This is a genomic window from Desulfuribacillus stibiiarsenatis (assembly GCF_001742305.1).
GTDB classification, from domain to species: domain Bacteria; phylum Bacillota; class Bacilli; order Desulfuribacillales; family Desulfuribacillaceae; genus Desulfuribacillus_A; species Desulfuribacillus_A stibiiarsenatis.
This window is the reverse complement of the sequence record NZ_MJAT01000036.1, coordinates 1-19,120: the sequence shown is the minus strand read 5'-3', so window position 1 is coordinate 19,120 and position 19,120 is coordinate 1. Positions and strand designations below refer to the sequence as shown.

Sequence of the window (19,120 nt, the reverse complement as noted above, 5' to 3'; positions counted from 1 at the left end):
TCAGTAACCTACTATATAGCATGACCAAAACTGAGTATTTTTAAACAGAAAAAAACACTACTCGAAAAAGTAGTGTTTTAATCATATAGAAGTACGTCAATCATGCTTCCCTTCTCTATTCCCTCAACAGATTCTGGTATTATGAAATACCCATCTGCCTTAACCAAACTACTAAATACTCCTGCTTTACCGCGCTCAGGTTCAGCAATTAGATGCTGGTCTTCTCCCATTGTAAGACGCACACGAATGATATCCGTTCTTCCCGTTTGTGAATCAATATTTTGATTTATGATTGCTTGAACAGCTGGTAGGAAAGTCTTACTTTCCGTTCCCTGCATGTGATGTAAAATTGGTAGAATAATATGTTGCATAATCACCAGTGCTGATACCGGATGACCGGGCAAACCAATGATTAGCTTCCCATTGGATTTCGCAATAATGGTTGGTTTACCTGGTTTTATGGCAATCCCGTGCACAAGAATTTCTGCATTCGGCAGTGTCTCAATGATCTTACTCGTGACATCCTTCGTCCCAACAGAACTCCCACCAGATAATATAACTACATCATATTGTTCATATAACTTATGGACAGTAGTATACAAAGTATCATAATCGTCCTTAATAATTCCTGCGTAATACCCTTGAAAATTATACTGTTTTAATAAAGCCGTTACGGCATAACCATTCGTATCCCGCACTTGGCCAAAAGCGAGATGTTGCACCTCAGGCCCTACAATTTCATCACCAGTAGATATAACAGCAATCTTTAATGGCTTAATAATATTCACAGAAACAATACCCATAGCAGCTAATAGTCCAATGTCTTGCGGACGAATCCTGATTCCCTTTTTAAAAATAGTCTGTCCGTCCTTTAAATCTTCTCCTACCTTTATTACATTTTCGCCTGGCGAAACGCTTTTATAGATACTCACCATATCATCTAGTAATTCTGTATATTCTTGCATCACTACAGCATTACTACCAGCTGGTAACATTCCACCTGTAGGAATTTTCTGCGTTTGTCCCATATGTAAGGGATTGTCTGCTTCTCGCCCCATTAGAATTTCCCCAGTAACCTTTAGAAAGCTAGGCATCGATTCTGAACTACCGAACGTATCTTCAGCATAGACAGCAAATCCATCCACCGTAGATCGATCAAATCCAGGTATATTTTCACTTACTATAATATCTTCTCCCAATATAAATCCAAGAGAATCTTCTAAAGCAACCGTAACATTTTCTTGTTTCCGCGTAAATTTAGCAAAACATTCTTCCATAACTACGCTTACAGTTTTTACGTAAAACATGACCTTCCTCCTACTCTCGTTAATCCTAAATCAAGAATGTTTGTCCTTATTTGGACATATACTCAACTATAAAGTTTTTAGCTTAATCATAACTTAGTTCATCTATTTTGTCTAAAAATGGACAAATCCGTTGATACTAGTTATTAGAATTCAAAAAGGTGGGAATCTAGTGTATAAAATAGAACATCAATTATTAAAGTATAGTATTACAATTACATTATTTCTTTCAATATTTATGACTATTGTAATCTTAGGTTTTTACCAGGCAACTCTCGTGAAAGAACCTGCAATGGAAGAAAACGTAATGGCGTTAAGCCCATTAAGTACTAGTATATATGTTAAGTCAGCAAGCCTAACAATGACGACTACAGTCGTTCAAGCAGAAACTACGCATCCATTTTTCGAGCAACAAGTCGAGCAATCAATGGAAGAAGTAGCAGAACAAGCTATTGAACAAACTACAGAACAAAACCCTACTTTAATAGTAGTAGATTTAGAACAGAACTATGATCATCTAATCAATGCCGCTGCGTTAAAATATGACGTAGATAGTGACTTAATTCGCGCTATTATTAAACACGAATCGAATTTTGATTCTAAAGCTGTATCAAAGGCTGGTGCCCAAGGACTTATGCAATTAATGCCAAAAACAGCCCAAGGGTTAGGAGTTACAGATTCCTTCGATCCACGACAAAACATTGAAGGTGGAACCAAATACTTAAGCTATATGCTTAAACGCTATAACGGTGATTTAGTACTAGCCTTAGCCGCCTATAACGCTGGGCCAGGCAATGTAGATAAACATGGTGGTGTACCGCCTTTTAAAGAGACGAATCATTATATCAATAAAGTTATGACTACATACGCACAGCTTCAATAGTTATTGGTATTCTCAGCATCTGTTTGTTTAACGAGCTTCCTCTTGGTTTTCTTACCGAGCTTAATTGTCTTAATAAATTTCACAGCTTTCAAAGATTTAAAGGCTTTCATACCCTTAAGCCCTTTCATAGCCTTAATCAGCTTAGCCAATTTTGCAAGTTTCACCAAACCAAGAAAACCAGTGAGCGAATCAATAGAAATGGAAACGGCAATCGCTAATAAAGAAATCCATTCTTTCTTACAATAATATAGTTTGTGATTAGAACGAATCAAACCGATAATAAACTCAATAATAAATCCGTACAGAATCCATTTCGCTAATGTGTGTAACCCTTCAATTGTCTCCGGACCAAATGGGAATACGAACGCAAATGTTGATAATAATAAAATGATTGACCCTATAAATAAAAAAAGATAATATAGAAATTGCAATTTTTTACCTGCTTTCGACTGTTTATGTGTTTATTATATTATCTTAGTTCTTTGGTTAGCAACCCTATTTGGGTTGCTAATTTTTTGGAGGCGACTTTATGTATCATGCTGAAACCTGGAGACAGAAAATCGTTTTGTATATTTCCGTCATGTGGCCCATTATGGTTACTCAATTAAGTCTATTAGCGATGAATTTTATTGATACCATTATGTCAGGACGCGTTAGTACCCAAGACCTAGCAGGAGTAGCGATTGGATCTAGCTTATGGATGCCTGTCTTTACTTTTACAATCGGGATCTTGTTAGCAGTCACACCGATTGTAGCGCAATTAACTGGCAGTGGAGAAGTGAATAAAATTTCTCCTGCTGTAAATCAAGCTATCTATTTATCCATGGTCTTAGGTATTGTTGTAATACTTATTGGAGTAGTTGCCCTTGATCCAATATTGATATTTATGGATTTAGAAACAGAAGTGCAACGAATAGCATTTCATTATTTAATTGGGCTATCTATTGGAATAATCCCCTTGTTTGTATCGAATGTATTACGGAATTTCTTTGATGGACAAGGTTTCACTCGCATTACTATGTTAATTACCGTTTTAGCAGTGCCATTTAATATTCTATTTAATTATGCGTTAATCTTTGGCCATTTCGGTATGCCCGCTTTAGGTGGTATTGGTGCAGGATATGCTACTGGCGTAACTTACTGGGTGATTTTACTATTTAGTATTTTGGTTGCTGTCGGATTGCCCAAAGTACGACATTACCGAATTTTTGCAACATGGGACAAGCCTTCCTGGAAGGCATGGAAAGAACAGCTTGCAATTGGGTTTCCGATTGGGCTATCGATATTTTTTGAAGCTACGATTTTTTCTGTTGTTACGTTACTCATCGGGATGATGTATTCTACAGCAACAATTGCTGCCAATCAAATAGCCCTTAGTTTTGTTTCATTAATATTTATGATTCCTTTAAGCATTTCCATGGCCTTAACAATCGTAGTTGGATATTCCATTGGAGGAAAAAAATTACATAGCGCTAAACAGTATAGCCTAATTGGAGTGATCGGAGCATTAGGAATTGCTATATTTAACGCTGCAATCTTGATATTATTTCGAGAGCCTATCGCTTCATTGTATACAAACGATCCCGAGGTTATTGTGTTAGCCGGACAATTCTTCATGATTGCGGTTATCTTTCAGTTATCTGATGCAGCACAAGCTAGCTTACAGGGTACTTTAAGAGGATATAAGGATGTTACGATTCCTTTTTACATCGCATTTGTAGCCTACTGGATTATTGGCATCCCCACAGCATACTTATTAGCAGCTTATACTCCTTTAGGACCGTTCGGCTTTTGGGTTGGTATTACCATAGGTCTAAGCTTTGCAGCTGCTGGTTTCCTTACCCGTCTACGCTTTATCCAAAGAAAAATAGAAAAAGGGTTATTACCGGAGTAATAGCCCTTCCCACTCTTCTTCCTTAAATCCAACTAACACCTTTTCACCATTTGTAATAATCGGTCTTTTTACAAGCATACCGTCTTGTCCAATTAATTCATAGATTTCATCCAAACTCATGGTAGGAATCTTATCCTTTAAACCAAGCTCTTTATATTTAATACCACTTGTATTCATAAACTTTTTAATATCAAGTCCACTGTTCTTATGTAATTCCCTTACTTCTTCAGCATTCGGATTTTCGTTAATAATGTGTCTTGTCTTACAAGGGATTTGGTGCGCATCAAGCCAAGCCTTGGCCTTCCTTACAGTAGTTCACCTTGGGTACTCGTATAATAACCATTCCATTCAATTGCCTCCTAAATCTCAGATACTATAAATTTTTGTACTTAATTCGTTTATTTATTCCACCTTAGCAGTTACGATTAAAGGTAACGATTCTAAGGAATCAAAACGATCTTTTTTAAAACTACCATAAAACTCAATATCAGTATACCCTAGATTATCTAATAGCTCATAAATATCGCAGTATTGAATCGGGTGTAAATATACTTGATTCTCAAGCTCTTGTCCATCCACCTTAAGAATACTTTTGAAGTTAATCTTATGAGTGTGCTCTAAATATTCATAGTAACGTTCAAACGTTAACGGAACTTTGTCATTCTTAATTAAAGGGAGGCTTTCAATATTTTTTATTAAAACACGATCATAGTTCACGATTTGCAGTAAGATTTTCCCTTGAGGCTTCAGACACTTTTTACATATAGCAAAAAACTTTCCAATCTCTTCATTGTTATCTAAATGCACCAGTGAATTACCGATACAGAAAATCACATCGAATTTCTTATTCAATTGCTCAATGTCTAACATATTGAGCACATGCACATCAATCGCTGGATCCTTCTGCTTTAACCCTTCAATCATTCCTTCATCTAAATCAATCGCTGTAATATTATATCCGGCTTCCTTTAAACCTAAAGAATACCCCCCTGTACCACAAGCCACGTCAAGAATATCTTTCGGAGCCTCTCCTGCCAGTTCCTGAATCAAGGAGATTTGTGCACTACCTGTAGGGAATATTTCATCATAATACTTCGAAATTTCGGTATAGAAATTTGACATATATAACCCTCCAATCTTGTTTCTAACAAAGTGTATCCTATGTTGTTTAAGATATCAAAAATTTAAATTCTTATGAGTGAATTAGTTGAAATTATAGCACAATACATATATGATTGAATTGTAGTTTTACATATTTTACTAGGAGGATGCAATGTATGGCGAATGTAACTTTTCAAGGAAATCCATTAACTCTAGTAGGAACTCAAGTAAAAGTAGGAGAGAAAGCCCCAGATTTCACAGTTTTAGCGAATGACTTATCTCCTGTGACTTTAGCAGATTCTAAAGGTCAAGTTCGCTTAATTAGCGTAGTGCCTTCAATCGACACAGGCGTTTGTGATATGCAGACTCGAAAGTTTAATGAAGCAGCAAGTAAATTAGACGGTACGAAGGTGTACACAGTCAGTGTAGACTTACCTTTTGCCCAAGCACGTTGGTGTGGCGCTGCTGGTATTGAAAATGTACAAACAGTCTCCGATCATCGCGACTTGTCATTTGGTAATGCCTATGGAGTCACCATTGAAGAGCTTCGTCTATTAGCGCGCGCTGTGTTTGTTGTAGATTCTAGCGATACTATTACATACATAGAAATTGTACCAGAAGTAACAGATCATCCGAACTATGATGCAGCAATTGAAGCAGTCAAAGCAGCAAAATAAATTCTTATATAAATTAGATTTGCGTATATTGTATTATAAAAATTGCCCCTAGTCATATTATTAGGGGCAATTTTTATTATGATGTTATTCGTTTGTAACGTCTTTCAAACTCATATAACCAATTCTTCGAATACTTCGATAAACAACGAGTGCCGTGTAGAATGCCCCTAAAACCGGAATCACATTGGAGAATAACTTAAACTTCTGCTGTGATATAAAAACTCGTATCAATTCACTAGTTGCTGCGCTTTTCGCCGCATTTATATGATCACCAAACATATCATACTTTACCTTATAGACATCTAAGCCACTCTGCTTAATGATTCTAACGTCAATAATGTAAGAGAAAGCAGCCTGAATGAGAAAGCTCGAAGCTAACGTTGCTGGTATCATTTTACTTCCTATAATATCTAGGGCTAAAGACAGCGCAAAAGATTTTAATGCCCCCCACACAGCTATTTTTCTAACCTGTTTGTTGTATTCTTTGATATTCACTTGATTAAATGTACTCATATCTTCACCTAAGTTTCTTCTCTCACTAGACGTATTTGCACTACCTCAGTCGGAACCCCTGCTCTTAGTGGGAACCAGTCTCCAGACCCGCGATGAACATAAAGGCTATTCCCTTGCTCCTTGCGATAAATACCATCCACATATCGGAACAAATAATTTCCTGCATTGAATAGTTCATATTCTTCGCCAATTCGAATTGCAATCTGCCCGCCATGGGTATGTCCCGCTAACGTAATTGGAATGTCCGCTTCTGATGCTGGATCAAATGCATGGGGATGATGTGCAAGTAATATTTTCAAACCGTTTTCTGGTGTGTTAACATGTTCATCCGCCTTACGAATGTTCCGATAATCATCGGCCTCTTGGCGTGAATAATCGATTCCTAATAGCTTAATTGGAGTGCCACCAGTATCAATGACAATCGATTCGTCCAAAAGCAAATCCATTCCTGCATTTCTAACAGTAGTAATCCACTCATTTGCATTGTGTATTTTATCATGGTTACCAATACATAAATGGACACCATGATCTGCTTTCAATTGCCCTATGGTATCCACTAAATCAGGCATATATTCAAAGTTGTTATCTAGAATGTCACCAGTAACAACCGTCATATTACTTTTTAACTGATTCGCTGTATTTACAATGTTCTCAATCCGCTCTCTTCCCGTTACAATCCCAACGTGAGTATCAGAAAGATGAGTGATTGTATAACCTTCAAGATCATGAGGTAGATTTCTCACTGGTAAGTCGATGTATCGGACATTTAAACGGTCCTTTGCAAATACAGTTGCGATTGCAGTGCTACCAACAAGCAATGGCGGTGCTGCAACTAAGCCCAATTTAAGTACTTGTCTTCTGCTAAGGATATTGTCTTGCGCTGTTGATTCCAATACTTCCGTTGCTTGCATTTGCTCTGAATGGGTAACCTGCTTGCGATTCTTACGGTCGTAATATCTTAAGAATCCCCAAGTCGGAATCCCAATAATAGCTAATCCTAGCATCCAAAATAGAATTGCGCCCATCCATAGATATAGCACAGAAGTCCATATCCAAGGACCGTACTCCAACGGGTTTCCTAGCCCAACCAATTGACTCACAATAGGCACGAACACAATGAACATCCATATAACTAGGGCTATTCGACTATACCGTCTCGCCTTAGGATAACTATGTAATTCCTTACGCAACCACCAATCGCTGAGTAAATACCAGCCTAAATTGAATCCTAATACAATTGTAACTACAACAAAAAACATTGTATCACTCATTTCTTTAAATTCTTTGGTATGTATCCTCTGTCTTGCGAATCCAGTCATAGAACTTTTGATTCACTGGTGTTGGAACACCATATTTTTTGCCTAAATGAATAATAGTACCTGAGAATAATTCCACTTCACTGTAGCGCTTTGCTTCCACATCTTGACGCATAGATGGTTTACCTGTAGGGTCTAATGTACTTAGAACGTCTAACCAGTACTTGAGGTCCTGTTCTGTTAAATGAACGCCCTCTTTCTCAGATACAGCAATCACTTCTTTCATCGCTGCAATCATCATATCCCGCGCTTCACCTTCCGCTTGAACACCAGCGAATTTCGTCTCATATACAGCTATGGTTTGATTCACACCGACATTAAGCATTAGTTTGCCCCATAGGCGACGGTACATATCCGTTTCCACCTCGTGTGGGAGTCCCGTTCTCGCGAAGAAATCCGCTACACGTTTAACCTTTTCGGAGATCTGCCCTGGTTCCCGATCACCAATGCACAACAAACCCATATTTTCACAAGTGAGCTTATTCTCAACCTTTACAGCAACCATTCCCTGGGCTACGCAATAGACCATTTTGTCCATTCCATAACTTTGACCGATAATCGATTCACTGGTAATGCCATTTAACAAAGAGATTATGTTGGTATACTCTCCTACATGATGTCTGACTGCCTCAATCGCTTCTTCTAGATTATTATATTTTACAGCAAATATCACAAGATCTGCTGGCTCACAGTGAGTTTCTGGCAGTATATATTGGAAGTTACACTGACGACCGTTGATGAATACGCCGTTCTTTTCATATTTATCAATGCGCCCTTGATCAGCAATAACTTTAAGCTTTCCCTCGGGCATGTTCCTCGATAAGTGATCGCCAAACAACACGCCTAAGGCACCTAGACCTATAAGGGATACTGTTTTTATTTCCATAAGGACACTCCTTTACAACCTCAATTATCAAAAATCGCTTCTTGCTCTATATTAACCATACTGGCACCATATCATTGTTTGAATCGATTGGCATGATATCGTTAGCAAGGCATATCACATTTCCTTGCCCTATGTGTTTTCCCTGCATTGTAGTAGCTCATAATTATACCCGAATTTCAAGACAATTATCAAACCTATATAGAAAAAGAAAACGCCAAATTACAAAGTCTATATTCGTAATTTGGCACTGTTTAAATCCATTTCATTTAAGTGTTACTATAATCGCTTATATACTTCTCCGCGAGGGGAAATCTTTATAATATAGATTTCCTTTTTATCATCATCTTTGTTAAATATAATCCTCTGGATACCTACTCTTAACCTATAATCATCCTTACAATTCTTTAATAGTTTTACATCGCCATCAGGTAGTTGATTTATGGCCTTAATAATTCTAATCTGCATGAGTTTGTCTAACTTCTTCAGATATTTAATACAATCCTTTTGATATTTAACGGTGTATTTCATCTTCAGATATTCCAAGTTCTTTTAGTAATTGCTTTTGTGATACGTAGTCACCAGATGCCTTTTTCTTGTCAATTTCATTTTTTTCATCTTCAGTTATATACTCCGGCTCCGATTCATTTATTTTATCCCACTTTGCCAGTGAACTCTTATATTTCAGAAACTCAGCCATATCAACAATCGTTTTTACATCCTCTGGCTTTAATTCATCTTTAAGAATATTCTCGATTTTCTTAGCTAGAGTCATATCGATCAATTCTCCTTTCATTAATAAACTAAACTTATTTTACCATATAAATACAATCTGCGCATCTACATTCTGCTCCAGATACCACACAACAATTCTAGCAGCCATCTTGGCTGTCAGTGCCCCTATCTACCTATTCCCTCACAAAATGTATTTGCATCATTCATGTAATGAATCTTGCCAAAGACGCGGCGTTTATTATAACCGGTTTTGCAAATCTTAAGCAACTTCTATTCAAAGAAACTGCCAATCGTCAGTTTTTGATTTCAATCTTATAAGAAATCATTTTTTCAATCCAAAAAAATCATTGCGATGCTTGCCGACATACAGGTGTCTCTTCCTATTAGTTCGGCTTTATATAATTAGATTGAGTATTCATAAATACTGAACAATGAAAACTGGATAGCTTGCAAAAAAAATTAGGGGGTTTTTTAATGAATGATTTTAAACTAGAAGATTATTCAAGATATTTTAAAACTGAAACCATAGAAATTGTAAGATGGGATCAACTGGATATTCAAAATGGATTCTTATTATTCTCTCAAGAACCTATTAAAACTGCTTCACATAGCTTAATTCGTCATATTAAAACATTGTCTAAAGATGAAATCGATAAACTGGATGTTGACCTTACAGATTGGAGAACTAGACAAACCCCATTTCGTATTATCATAGGCTTTATTGAATATTATATCGAAATAGATAATGAGCCCAATCGTATCTTAATTGATGATGTGGGTGTTATGTTGTATGAGCTGGACCAAAATCAAGGACGTTTGGGTTTGTCCCACTATTGTGATCCTTACTGGCTTTTGTACAAACATTTCTTCATAGATTTGTTCAATGTTCTCGAAATGTGGACTTATATAAACTCAGAACAATATATAATAGATCAAGAAAAATTCAAGAAGCTTATTTACTAACTTCCTCTCCATCTTTTACTATTCTAACATTATCAAATATATTAGAGAATAAGTACGCTCTTTCCGTATGAATTGGTATAACATTTTGAGGCTTGCATATTGTTGAAATCTTTACCATAGTCTCCATGCTAGCGTGGCCACTAGTATGGAGATCTACTATTTCCATTGCCTAATATCATCCTCAAATCGCGGAAAATTAATATAGTAACATTTTTCAAAGCGGTCATATATGATGGTGTAACCAATAGATGTCAATTCTTTGAAATCTCTTTGCATCGTTCTTGTACTCACACCTGGGAATGCCTTTTGGTACCAGTTTAGACAGTCACTATAACTTAGTGTATTGTAGTGTAATCTATTCATTATTCTTCCTAATCGTCGCAGTTTATCTAAATGACGATTATATGCTTGATTTTCAGTATATTTGGGATCATAAAACTGCTCACTATCATCATAGGTAGATTTGTGATGGACATAACACTGATCTTTCTTAGAGAATATAGTCTGTAAAAGGCCCGCATTATTTAAGTCCTTAATATCTCTATAGGCAGTCTTATTTTTAATAGAGATATAGAGCCTAATATCTCGTATGCTCACACTCTTTGTAAATCGAAATACGTGATAAATAATAAGTTGACGGGCTGTTTTTGATAACACTCTATTTATCCTCCTTCCATTTACATATCTCTAGCTTATTTACCTATATTAAACGAAAATATAATAGTAAAAAGACAACTGTTTGTCGCTTGATAAAATGCACTTTTGCATTCTTTCTACTTACAGAATTGCGACAAACAGTTGTCTCTTTGGTAACTTCCATTCTATATAATTGTAAATAAATAGGAGGTGCATCATGTACAAAAATCCTTAGAAAATCATGATTGACTTATCATTACACATTAACGATTACGGTCTATTAATAATTGATGAACTAATAGAGCCCTATTGGCCGGTTGCACTTAAACTCGCTGTTATTCATGCAGCATATAGCATAGAATCTGTTAAAGATATTATGATTAATATGGTTATTAACCTTAATGTTCATAACAGTCGTCTCAGTACATTTGAGAGAGATTTGCTGTATATCGGTTTTAATTGCTTGTTAACTCATCAAAGTCACGAAAAATTCATGCTGGTTTTGGAAGAGCTAAAGCAGATTCATAAAATGAAATAATTTACAATTTAATTTTTACACTAGTATCTACTATTTCCTTTATCGATTCGTAGTCATAATCAAGAAATTTGTACTCTATTTTGGTAATATCTTTCTTTTGATTAAGAATCTCTTCTATTCTGTTTCTATTCACATTAATTTCTTTATGATATCCCGGTGCTAGAAAATACGCTTTAATGCTTACAATGCCACTTTTCACAGTATTATGTAGTTCTTTATATCCTCTCTTATAGCTCTGTATTCTGTCGTTATATACTTTATCATAGAAAACATCTTTGCAATAATTTGCATAGAAAAACAATTGTGAAATTATACCTACATGATTATTACTGTCAATCTTTAGTTCAAATATGCATAGATCATCTTTTTCACTAATGCCCCATAAATCAATAAACCCTGTAGGGAATATCCTGTTAAGTTCTTTTATATCCCCTACCAACTTTCCTTTAAATAGTCCGTTTGGCAGTTGGTTATTAATAATTTTTAATTTACTCTCTTTTTCTTCAGCCAATAGTTGATTCAGTTTCTCTTTGCCAACTGCAGTTATAAAAGCTTTTTCAACAAAATGTTCATCTCTATGTTCATTAGATTTACTAGTTTCACTTTCATTTATTGGAGTATTATTAATATATTGTCTATTTGCTTTTAATTCTAAAAACATCCTTTTAAATTGTTCTACATCTGCTATGCATTTAACATCTATTTTAAACCATTCACTCATCAGTTCACTAAACTTCCATAACCTATACAAAAATCTCATGTAATGTGTTTGTTTACAACATAGTTTGTAGAAAGATTTATCCCAGCAATTATATTCTTGGTAACTTAGAATAATGTTGCAATTCATTTTTGCCTTTAAACACAAAGCCCATGCTTCGAAAGCAGCACTATCATTCTGCATATTTTCCATTGGCTTTTCAATATGCATTCTAATATGTTTATCATCTTCTTGTGTAAATTCTATGTTACTAGGTAACTCTAATCCCATTAATGTCATAATTTCAACACTCCCATCTTTCGACCTTTTTGTGGTAATACTTTATTGATGATTCATAAATATATAATAATTATTAAGTAGTCTGGATATAGCGACAATTGCTCCGTTTTTAATCTAGTAATGTTAGCAGCAATTATTGCTAATAAATTCATATAAATAAAAGCCTTTTCTGAATCTGCTCTTTCCCTGATAACTGGCTCCATGCCTGCTTATAAATGTCTAGCTGCTGTTGGTAGTAGTCAGTTAACAGTTGATAGTCTTCCTTATTCACAAGACGGTCTGTCTTGTAGTCGACAATGTTCCAAATCCCATTATACTTATATACTAAATCAATGACGCCTTTTATTGTGATAGGATACCCCGCAGTGTCTGACTTCTGTATCTGTTCATACATTGGATGCCCTGGTGTAACTTTGATTGCAAATGGTACTTCCGTATGGATTTCCTCCGCCGATTGAAGTTCCTGCCACACATCAGTTTCCTTAAACGTCTGGACATAGTTCCAGATCTCGGCTTCACGCTCTGCTGGGAGATTGTATTTTCTTACTATGTTTTTAATGTAGTGGGTACAATCTATCCCTTTAACAACTTTCTCCAAAACTTGATGGATGATGATTCCCCAATCCTTACCGCCACCGGCTTCTCTTAGTACAATTGCCGGATCAAATATTTCTTTATTTTCTGTAGGAGTCCATGAGTCGTAAGTCTTCATTTTGCCAATTTCTAACCAGTGATTAATCGCATTTACGTTTCGCTCGTATTCTTCATAGATTAGTACTACTTGCCCTTGTTGGCATTCCATTTCTATGTCGTCTGGAACTGTAATTGCATTGTCTTCCGATACTTGCAACAATGATGCCCACGGGTTTTTGTTATCCTTGGCACAAGAGCTTATAATAAGAGCCTTTTCAGCCCGTGTGGCTGCTACATATACAATCCGAATCTCTTCTTGCGTAAGGTATCGAAGCTCCTCTTGTTTTACTTGCTCCCAATCTGGCGGTATAGCAAGTTCCTTATTTTTAAATTGTTCCCTTATAAAAAAGGCAATGTACCCTTCAGATTCATCTCCTTGTCGTCGTATATGCCGATTAAGGCCCATTTCTGGACTGACCATTTTGGCCGGATGCGCTAGAAAGACAATCGGTGCCTCTAACCCCTTGGCCTTGTGGACATTCATAATTCGGACTGCATTTTCTTCCCCTTCTATGTTGGCGACTACGGTTTTTTCGCAAATCAGTTTATCTAATAACTCGTATCCTTGCTTATAGGTTGTATTCGCTCCCTCATGTGCTCTTAGGGCCTCAAGAATTTGCATAAGTCCCTTATATGCACGCTTCCCTAATTGGTTATTTACGAGCAACGGATAAAACCCGACATCTTCGATGATTTTCTCCATAGCAGAAGAAGGTAACATTCGATTTACCCATTTCTGATAACTACATAACTTTGTTAAAGCAAATTTAACTTTTTCTTCGGGTTTTTCATCTAGTAACTCTGGATGCTCAGCATATAGCGAGAATGCCCCACCAGCCCGTTTCCACTGATACAATTCATTGTCACTGATGCCAAAGAAGATTCCCCGTAACGCTGCCAAAATCCCCACTTCATCAAGAGGATTAGCGAAAACGCGCAACAGTATAGACAAATCCTTAAACTCCTTCATTTCACCTATCGTAATATCTCCACTAATACTGACAGGGATTCGATACTCTTCTATCCTTTGTGCATAGGTGGTAATGCCTTCATTGTAACGTGTGAGTACCAAGAAATCTTTAGCTTGATAGCCCTGCTTTATATAATTTGCTATACACCATGCAATATTAACTGCATCTTCGTGTAGTATATCTTCTTTTTTAGTACACGCTGACGATACATTAATCTGATAGATGCCCGAGAGCAGTTGTCCTACATCCTCGTGGTACGAATGCAATGGCCTATACGCTGCCTGATAAGCACTCTCCTGCTCGGGAAGCAGCCTTTCAAATACTTCGTTCAACTTGGTCGTTACGGTGTCAATGGTCCGAAAATTCATGGTAAGCTGCAAAACATCGCCGCCGTGACTTTTAATGAGATCTTTGACTCGATTGTATGTATCAATATCGGCGCGACGAAAACGGTAAATTGCTTGCTTCGGATCTCCGACTACAAAAAGCGATCCAGGCTTTGGCTTGCACTTTGTCCATATCTTTTCGTTTATATTTTCGCTCGTCAAATAAAACATAAACTCCGCTTGAATTGGATCTGTATCTTGGAATTCATCGACTAATAGCCTTTTATATTTATTTTGAAAATATTCTCTTACCTCGGCATTTTCTCTCAATACCTTTGTCGTGTACATCAACAAGTCTTGAAAATTTAGCAGAGATCGTTCCTTCTTGATCCGATTGTATTCTTTCAATGCTTCAAAAAGAAAGGATATCAGTTTCGGATGACAATACTCCTTCCAACATTGCAAGAGCGGACGAACTGTCCCTTCCATAAGGCTAGAAATTGTTTCATAGTAATAGTTCACGTCTTCCTTACTTGCAGGATTCCAGCGAACATAGGTCGGCTTTAATTCTTTATCGAAAATTGTAAAAATGTCTACTATCTCTGCATCGTTGCCCTGTTTCATATGACGGAACTTTATGACAGCTGAGATAATTGATTTTTGTAATGAATCATAACCTTTATCTGGCTCAGTATCAGGAATAAAGCGCTTTGCCTCCTGAACTACCTGCATCAATGCCTTAAATGCACCCTCTAGCGCAGGCTTAGGAACTACCTTCGTTACCCACCGAATCTCAGGATAATCCTTAATTGTTTGTAGGCATTCGAACAAACCTGTATCTGAGATGCCGATTTCACGAATTTCCTGTAAAAGTTCCAGTTTCTCTATCTGCACATGATGGATAAATGTAAGCCACGCCTCATTAAGGACTTCCTGATCATCCTCTTCCTCTAACTCTTTAAAATTCAAATCTAACCCTGCTTCAATGGGCCTTTCCCTGAGTATTCGTGCACAGAAGGAGTGGACCGTCCCTATGAAACATCTTTCCATGTTCTGTAGTGCATTTCCTAGCAGTAGTCGTTCCTGTCCATTGGTCGCTTTTGCCCAAGCTTTTTCCAATGTCTCTTGGAAACGGATTTTTAAATCATCGGCAGCTTTTCGAGTGTATGTAATGGCCACGATTTCATCGATCGTACTTGTCCCCGATTGAATCAAATACACCATTCGTTGCACGAGACTTGTAGTCTTTCCTGACCCTGCACCCGCTTCCACTAAAAAATTCGTATTTACTTCCTTTTCAATACGTTCCCGCGCTGCCTTATCTACGATAGTCTTACCCATGGTCCCTCACCCCCTTGAATCTTTGTAAACCCGTTGCAGTAAGGTCCGAGTGCTTACCCTTGATTGTATCAGGATGGTAGAACTCCCTTCTACACACTGTAATATACAAGCAGTACTTACAGTCGTTATCATCGTCTGACATAACGAAGTGTCCCGATTGAATCAACTTTAATAACCTTTCTAGAATATCCATACCATTCGTGCGCACTGCATCATTTTGTTCTCTGACATATCGCTTCCCTAATCCTTTTACGCTCGGGAAATAATAGGAGCTTTCAACCACTGATCCAGGGTCGAGATTCAAATGGTGTTCAATGGCCAGAGCGTATATGAAATGCTGGAGCTGCCTGCCACCACGGAAAAACTTTTGGTCACTGTAATTATATGTACTTCCCGTCTTATAATCGATAATGTGATATCTTCCATCACTACGTCGATCTACACGGTCTACAACTCCCGCCACCTTAATTTGCTTACCCGATGGAAGAGTTATGACTGCCGGCTCGTCGCCCTTTCTACCGAAAGAGTACTCAAAATGCTCTGGCTCATAATTCTCACAGTATTCTTCCTCTTCCCGCAAGAAAATCTTACAGCAATGGTGGATATCTTCTACTTCCATACGAAATACTCGATCGCTCGGTGGTGGAATTTCCTCCCTATATTCTTCTATGATTGCATTTGCAATGTTTACCATCATCTCTTCGTGTTGAATACATGAAGGCTTTTCCTTGTTTTGCTTTAACTCTTTATAAAAGGTCTCAAAAATACTATGTAGTAACTGTCCCCTTGAAGCAGGGTCTAACCACTTAGTCGCATCGTAAACAATCTCCTCTTTCGGTGTAACCTTCAATATTTCTTGCAGGAAGTAACCATAGGGACATTTCGCCAATGTTTCTAATGTTCCCGCTGATAAGTAACGGGCTACACCAACTTCAGCCGCCTCCTCTGGGTCTATCTCAACTACACCATCGAACGGGGTCAAATGGAACTCATTTCGTTGTTGTTGTTGTGCCACTAGACCTTCCTGGATGTTATTCCATACTCTCTGAAGAAACTCATTTACATTACTAGGTTGGGCTTGTAGTAATTGTTCGAACCAGAAGTCCTTCTTTTCTATAAAATGGGCAGGCTTAATGGTATCCAGTTGTTTCTTAACCTGTTCAAATGTGAGATTATCATCATTCTCTTTCATACGATAGGCCTGAAGAAATAAGTGACAAGGGTATAAAGGTCGGTTTCCACCCATGTCAAAATTACAGTAACTAAGCGTTACTGACCCGCTCGATTCTGCTAATAATTGCAACATCGAATATAACCTAACGTTCCCCTGTTCCTGTAGTGGCCGTAACCCATGTCCCAAACGTGCCCGTTCCTCATCTAATAGGAGCGGGTCTTGGCTCGAGTGTCCCGGGAACTTCCGATTATCTAAACCTACAACAAATACATTGTTACGAACATTGTATATTCCTTGCTGATAGGACATCACATGAAGATGCCCAGGTTTAGGGGATGATTGTTGCACTTGAATCGTCAATAAACAATCATGAATACAATCAAAGGCTTCATACATAGATACCGTTTCATCTGTATACGGTAGAATCAGTTTTATGGTATCGAGGACTTTCGTCTTTGCCACTTCATCTAGCGCCGAACCTGTTCTGCCGAAGTTTTTCAGCAAGTAGGAAATCCCCGTCAAAAGCTTTTTGAAATTAATTTGATTGCTTTCCGATGGAAGTTTATGAAAGACAGCTTCAAACCATTGGTGTAACCACAGTAGATGCTCAAGTTTTTTCTCATAGTGGTCAATAAAACCTTGCTCATCCGCCTCTTGCACCTGTTCTTCAACTCGACTCAACTCACGATCGAGCTGTGTAAGGTATCGGCTATGTCCATATCCAATCCTGGCCGTCACTAACAACCGTGCCATCCTTGCCTTTGAAGGTGCACTGTCTCCGAAAGCCAACACCCCATCATTTAGCATCTCTATAAAGGCCGCCACACTATAGTTCGACTTAATCCAACGGATACAACCTTGTATCAGCTTACCTGGTCGACTGTATAGAATCGGTATTCCATCTCCAAACGTAACAGGTAGGTCTGCCTTTTCAGCAAGCTGATAAATGTGGTTACAATATGGATCTTGATTGGTGTAGAAAAGGACACACTCATCCCATTTCCAATGCTTTTCCTTCATCAACTGAAAGGTGTTTTTCACTTCTAACTCCGTTGTTTGGGCCGTGAACAATGTAGGGTCTGGACAACTTTGACTGTTCTTTAAATCGTAAAGGTAACTAAGTGAGGTGGGTACGCCATCGGAAGAGTTTTGGTACTTACTTTGTATAGGATTCGGAATTCCATACACAGGTGCTAGGGGTAGAACATATGAATTGTCTCCCATAATTCTTTCTATCAATTGTTCTTCTAGATACGATAACATTAGGTTTGGTTGGATTATATAAATAGCTCCATGAGGTTTAGCGTAAGTCAGTGCTTCTATTAAAATATCAGCTGTATCTACAACATTTCGTTCAATCAAGAGTTGTTCATACTGTAATAGAATACTATAGAAATCATAGGCTTTCTTCGAGGATATGAAGCAGTCGCTATTAAAATTATCTCTCGTATAGGCAGCCATACGCAAACTTTGTAGCATCTGATGGACGGAGTGGGTAAAGGCTGGAGTAATCTCGATATCGGTAAAATATTGTAAAGAATTTGTTCGTTTCATCTCTTTAAGCATAGTAAAAAGGAGCTGGATCGCAATCGGTTGCTCTAATATCTCTTTTGCCGTTGGAGAATATGTCTCTACTAAATCCGTAGCAAGATCGAATACCGTCCTTACTTTTATATGACATGCGTCATACCCTGCATCCACATATCCAGCAATAATTTGTGTTCCTATGCCATACGTTTCGACAAGTAAAATCTTCTCTTTAATAGGGTGATTATCACAGATTTGATGTAAATACTCTACATACCCTTTCATCAATGCCCTCCTTTGTATTTTTACTATATATTATCATAAAATCCATAATTATCATATCTGTAGCACATAAAACGGTAATCAAATACATACCCGTTATCAAATACGTGTTTATTTGTAACCGCTCAATAACAGGGTGCCAAAAAAGAACTAATACCATGTGGCACTAGTTCTTGCATTCAGCTAGTATACGCGGAGACCAAGGCATTAAATCTTCTAAATCTTCTGGCCTATTCCGGTAATCAGTATCCGGCATGTATAAGAGAAGATAGTTTAGGTAGCTGTATATGTTCAGTCCATTTGCTTTTGCTGTCTCGATGATGCTGTATATAGCGGCACTAGCGGAGGCCCCTTTAGGAGTAGCTG

20 protein-coding genes are annotated in these 19,120 nt (G+C 37.5%); 5 read left to right on the top strand and 15 right to left on the bottom strand.

The window, feature by feature from the left end; all coding sequences use genetic code 11:
- Nucleotides 1–77 precede the first annotated feature (77 nt).
- The gene (locus BHU72_RS11595) at nt 78–1,307 is read right to left on the bottom strand and encodes a molybdopterin molybdotransferase MoeA (RefSeq protein WP_069702795.1); all 1,230 of its coding nucleotides are present in this window, start codon (nt 1,305–1,307) and stop codon (nt 78–80) included.
- 169 nt (nt 1,308–1,476) lie between these two features.
- On the opposite strand from BHU72_RS11595, the gene BHU72_RS11590 reads away from it, so the two are divergent.
- Nucleotides 1,477–2,187, top strand: a complete 711-nt coding sequence (locus tag BHU72_RS11590) for a lytic transglycosylase domain-containing protein (RefSeq protein ID WP_069702794.1) — start codon at nt 1,477–1,479, stop codon at nt 2,185–2,187.
- Here BHU72_RS11590 and BHU72_RS11585 read toward each other — a convergent pair.
- The gene (locus BHU72_RS11585; protein ID WP_069702793.1) at nt 2,181–2,618 is read right to left on the bottom strand and encodes a hypothetical protein; all 438 of its coding nucleotides are present in this window, start codon (nt 2,616–2,618) and stop codon (nt 2,181–2,183) included. The two genes, BHU72_RS11590 and BHU72_RS11585, sit on opposite strands and share 7 nt — an antisense overlap.
- A 98-nt stretch (nt 2,619–2,716) precedes the next feature.
- Between BHU72_RS11585 and BHU72_RS11580 the strand changes: the two genes are divergently transcribed.
- Nucleotides 2,717–4,081: an MATE family efflux transporter gene (locus BHU72_RS11580; RefSeq protein WP_069702792.1), complete on the top strand. Its 1,365-nt coding sequence runs from the start codon at nt 2,717–2,719 to the stop codon at nt 4,079–4,081.
- Here BHU72_RS11580 and BHU72_RS11575 read toward each other — a convergent pair.
- Both BHU72_RS11575 and BHU72_RS11570 read right to left on the bottom strand, forming a co-directional pair.
- Entirely contained in the window at nt 4,070–4,429 is a 360-nt protein-coding gene (locus tag BHU72_RS11575) for an arsenate reductase family protein (RefSeq protein ID WP_083248436.1), read from the bottom strand. The two genes, BHU72_RS11580 and BHU72_RS11575, sit on opposite strands and share 12 nt — an antisense overlap.
- A gap of 54 nt (nt 4,430–4,483) precedes the next feature.
- Entirely contained in the window at nt 4,484–5,203 is a 720-nt protein-coding gene (locus BHU72_RS11570) for a class I SAM-dependent methyltransferase (RefSeq protein ID WP_069702791.1), read from the bottom strand.
- Nucleotides 5,204–5,358: 155 nt separating this feature from the next.
- Here BHU72_RS11570 and tpx point away from each other — a divergent pair, with 155 nt between their 5' ends.
- Nucleotides 5,359–5,859 carry a thiol peroxidase gene (gene tpx / locus BHU72_RS11565; RefSeq protein WP_069702790.1) on the top strand — a complete coding sequence of 167 codons (501 nt, stop codon included), beginning with the start codon at nt 5,359–5,361 and terminating at the stop codon, nt 5,857–5,859.
- Nucleotides 5,860–5,943: 84 nt separating this feature from the next.
- Here the strand turns inward: tpx and BHU72_RS11560 are convergent, their stop codons facing one another.
- The 5 genes from BHU72_RS11560 to BHU72_RS11540 all read right to left on the bottom strand — a co-directional run bounded on the left by BHU72_RS11560 (nt 5,944) and on the right by BHU72_RS11540 (nt 9,367).
- On the bottom strand, nt 5,944–6,372 hold the full coding sequence (locus tag BHU72_RS11560; protein WP_069702789.1) for a hypothetical protein: 429 nt from the start codon (nt 6,370–6,372) through the stop codon (nt 5,944–5,946).
- Nucleotides 6,373–6,380: 8 nt separating this feature from the next.
- Complete coding sequence (locus BHU72_RS11555; RefSeq protein WP_083248435.1) at nt 6,381–7,691, bottom strand: metallophosphoesterase; 1,311 nt, start codon at nt 7,689–7,691, stop codon at nt 6,381–6,383.
- The gene (locus BHU72_RS11550; RefSeq protein ID WP_069702787.1) at nt 7,648–8,574 is read right to left on the bottom strand and encodes a ketopantoate reductase family protein; all 927 of its coding nucleotides are present in this window, start codon (nt 8,572–8,574) and stop codon (nt 7,648–7,650) included. The genes BHU72_RS11555 and BHU72_RS11550 overlap by 44 nt, the downstream gene beginning before the upstream one ends.
- Before the next feature lie 276 nt (nt 8,575–8,850).
- Entirely contained in the window at nt 8,851–9,102 is a 252-nt protein-coding gene (locus BHU72_RS11545) for a type II toxin-antitoxin system RelE family toxin (protein WP_069702786.1), read from the bottom strand.
- Nucleotides 9,086–9,367: a hypothetical protein gene (locus BHU72_RS11540; RefSeq protein ID WP_218076136.1), complete on the bottom strand. Its 282-nt coding sequence runs from the start codon at nt 9,365–9,367 to the stop codon at nt 9,086–9,088. Before BHU72_RS11540 ends, BHU72_RS11545 begins: the two co-directional genes overlap by 17 nt.
- Before the next feature lie 413 nt (nt 9,368–9,780).
- Between BHU72_RS11540 and BHU72_RS11535 the strand changes: the two genes are divergently transcribed.
- Nucleotides 9,781–10,269 (top strand): hypothetical protein, encoded by a 489-nt coding sequence (locus BHU72_RS11535; RefSeq protein ID WP_069702784.1) that lies wholly within the window; start codon nt 9,781–9,783, stop codon nt 10,267–10,269.
- Here the strand turns inward: BHU72_RS11535 and BHU72_RS16565 are convergent.
- The gene (locus BHU72_RS16565) at nt 10,259–10,387 is read right to left on the bottom strand and encodes a hypothetical protein (protein WP_367114482.1); all 129 of its coding nucleotides are present in this window, start codon (nt 10,385–10,387) and stop codon (nt 10,259–10,261) included. The genes BHU72_RS11535 and BHU72_RS16565 overlap by 11 nt on opposite strands.
- Before the next feature lie 38 nt (nt 10,388–10,425).
- Nucleotides 10,426–10,926, bottom strand: a complete 501-nt coding sequence (locus BHU72_RS11530; protein WP_069702783.1) for a hypothetical protein — start codon at nt 10,924–10,926, stop codon at nt 10,426–10,428.
- A gap of 220 nt (nt 10,927–11,146) precedes the next feature.
- Between BHU72_RS11530 and BHU72_RS15910 the strand changes: the two genes are divergently transcribed.
- Entirely contained in the window at nt 11,147–11,443 is a 297-nt protein-coding gene (locus tag BHU72_RS15910; RefSeq protein ID WP_069702782.1) for a hypothetical protein, read from the top strand.
- Nucleotide 11,444: 1 nt separating this feature from the next.
- Here the strand turns inward: BHU72_RS15910 and BHU72_RS11520 are convergent, their stop codons facing one another.
- The 4 genes from BHU72_RS11520 to BHU72_RS11505 form a co-directional block, all read right to left on the bottom strand.
- Nucleotides 11,445–12,440 (bottom strand): hypothetical protein, encoded by a 996-nt coding sequence (locus BHU72_RS11520; protein WP_069702781.1) that lies wholly within the window; start codon nt 12,438–12,440, stop codon nt 11,445–11,447.
- 148 nt (nt 12,441–12,588) lie between these two features.
- On the bottom strand, nt 12,589–15,771 hold the full coding sequence (locus tag BHU72_RS11515) for a UvrD-helicase domain-containing protein (protein ID WP_069702780.1): 3,183 nt from the start codon (nt 15,769–15,771) through the stop codon (nt 12,589–12,591).
- Nucleotides 15,764–18,757 carry a PD-(D/E)XK nuclease family protein gene (locus BHU72_RS11510; RefSeq protein WP_069702779.1) on the bottom strand — a complete coding sequence of 998 codons (2,994 nt, stop codon included), beginning with the start codon at nt 18,755–18,757 and terminating at the stop codon, nt 15,764–15,766. The genes BHU72_RS11515 and BHU72_RS11510 overlap by 8 nt, the downstream gene beginning before the upstream one ends.
- 163 nt (nt 18,758–18,920) lie before the next feature.
- On the bottom strand, nt 18,921–19,120 hold a 200-nt coding region (locus BHU72_RS11505; protein WP_141709280.1), incomplete at its 5' end, for a transposase domain-containing protein.

What these genes read in the sequence shown, in the direction of transcription:
- BHU72_RS11540 (WP_218076136.1), bottom strand. Translation starts at nt 9,367, where the DNA reads ATGAAAGGAGAATTGATCGATATGACTCTAGCTAAGAAAATCGAGAAT.
- BHU72_RS11560 (WP_069702789.1), bottom strand. Translation starts at nt 6,372, where the DNA reads ATGAGTACATTTAATCAAGTGAATATCAAAGAATACAACAAACAGGTT.
- BHU72_RS11595 (WP_069702795.1), bottom strand. Translation starts at nt 1,307, where the DNA reads ATGTTTTACGTAAAAACTGTAAGCGTAGTTATGGAAGAATGTTTTGCT.
- BHU72_RS11515 (WP_069702780.1), bottom strand. Translation starts at nt 15,771, where the DNA reads ATGGGTAAGACTATCGTAGATAAGGCAGCGCGGGAACGTATTGAAAAG.
- BHU72_RS11550 (WP_069702787.1), bottom strand. Translation starts at nt 8,574, where the DNA reads ATGGAAATAAAAACAGTATCCCTTATAGGTCTAGGTGCCTTAGGCGTG.
- BHU72_RS11545 (WP_069702786.1), bottom strand. Translation starts at nt 9,102, where the DNA reads ATGAAATACACCGTTAAATATCAAAAGGATTGTATTAAATATCTGAAG.
- BHU72_RS16565 (WP_367114482.1), bottom strand. Translation starts at nt 10,387, where the DNA reads ATGGTAAAGATTTCAACAATATGCAAGCCTCAAAATGTTATACCAATT.
- BHU72_RS11520 (WP_069702781.1), bottom strand. Translation starts at nt 12,440, where the DNA reads ATGACATTAATGGGATTAGAGTTACCTAGTAACATAGAATTTACACAA.
- BHU72_RS11535 (WP_069702784.1), top strand. Translation starts at nt 9,781, where the DNA reads ATGAATGATTTTAAACTAGAAGATTATTCAAGATATTTTAAAACTGAA.
- BHU72_RS11510 (WP_069702779.1), bottom strand. Translation starts at nt 18,757, where the DNA reads ATGAAAGGGTATGTAGAGTATTTACATCAAATCTGTGATAATCACCCT.
- BHU72_RS11570 (WP_069702791.1), bottom strand. Translation starts at nt 5,203, where the DNA reads ATGTCAAATTTCTATACCGAAATTTCGAAGTATTATGATGAAATATTC.
- BHU72_RS15910 (WP_069702782.1), top strand. Translation starts at nt 11,147, where the DNA reads ATGATTGACTTATCATTACACATTAACGATTACGGTCTATTAATAATT.
- BHU72_RS11580 (WP_069702792.1), top strand. Translation starts at nt 2,717, where the DNA reads ATGTATCATGCTGAAACCTGGAGACAGAAAATCGTTTTGTATATTTCC.
- BHU72_RS11555 (WP_083248435.1), bottom strand. Translation starts at nt 7,691, where the DNA reads ATGACTGGATTCGCAAGACAGAGGATACATACCAAAGAATTTAAAGAA.
- tpx (WP_069702790.1), top strand. Translation starts at nt 5,359, where the DNA reads ATGGCGAATGTAACTTTTCAAGGAAATCCATTAACTCTAGTAGGAACT.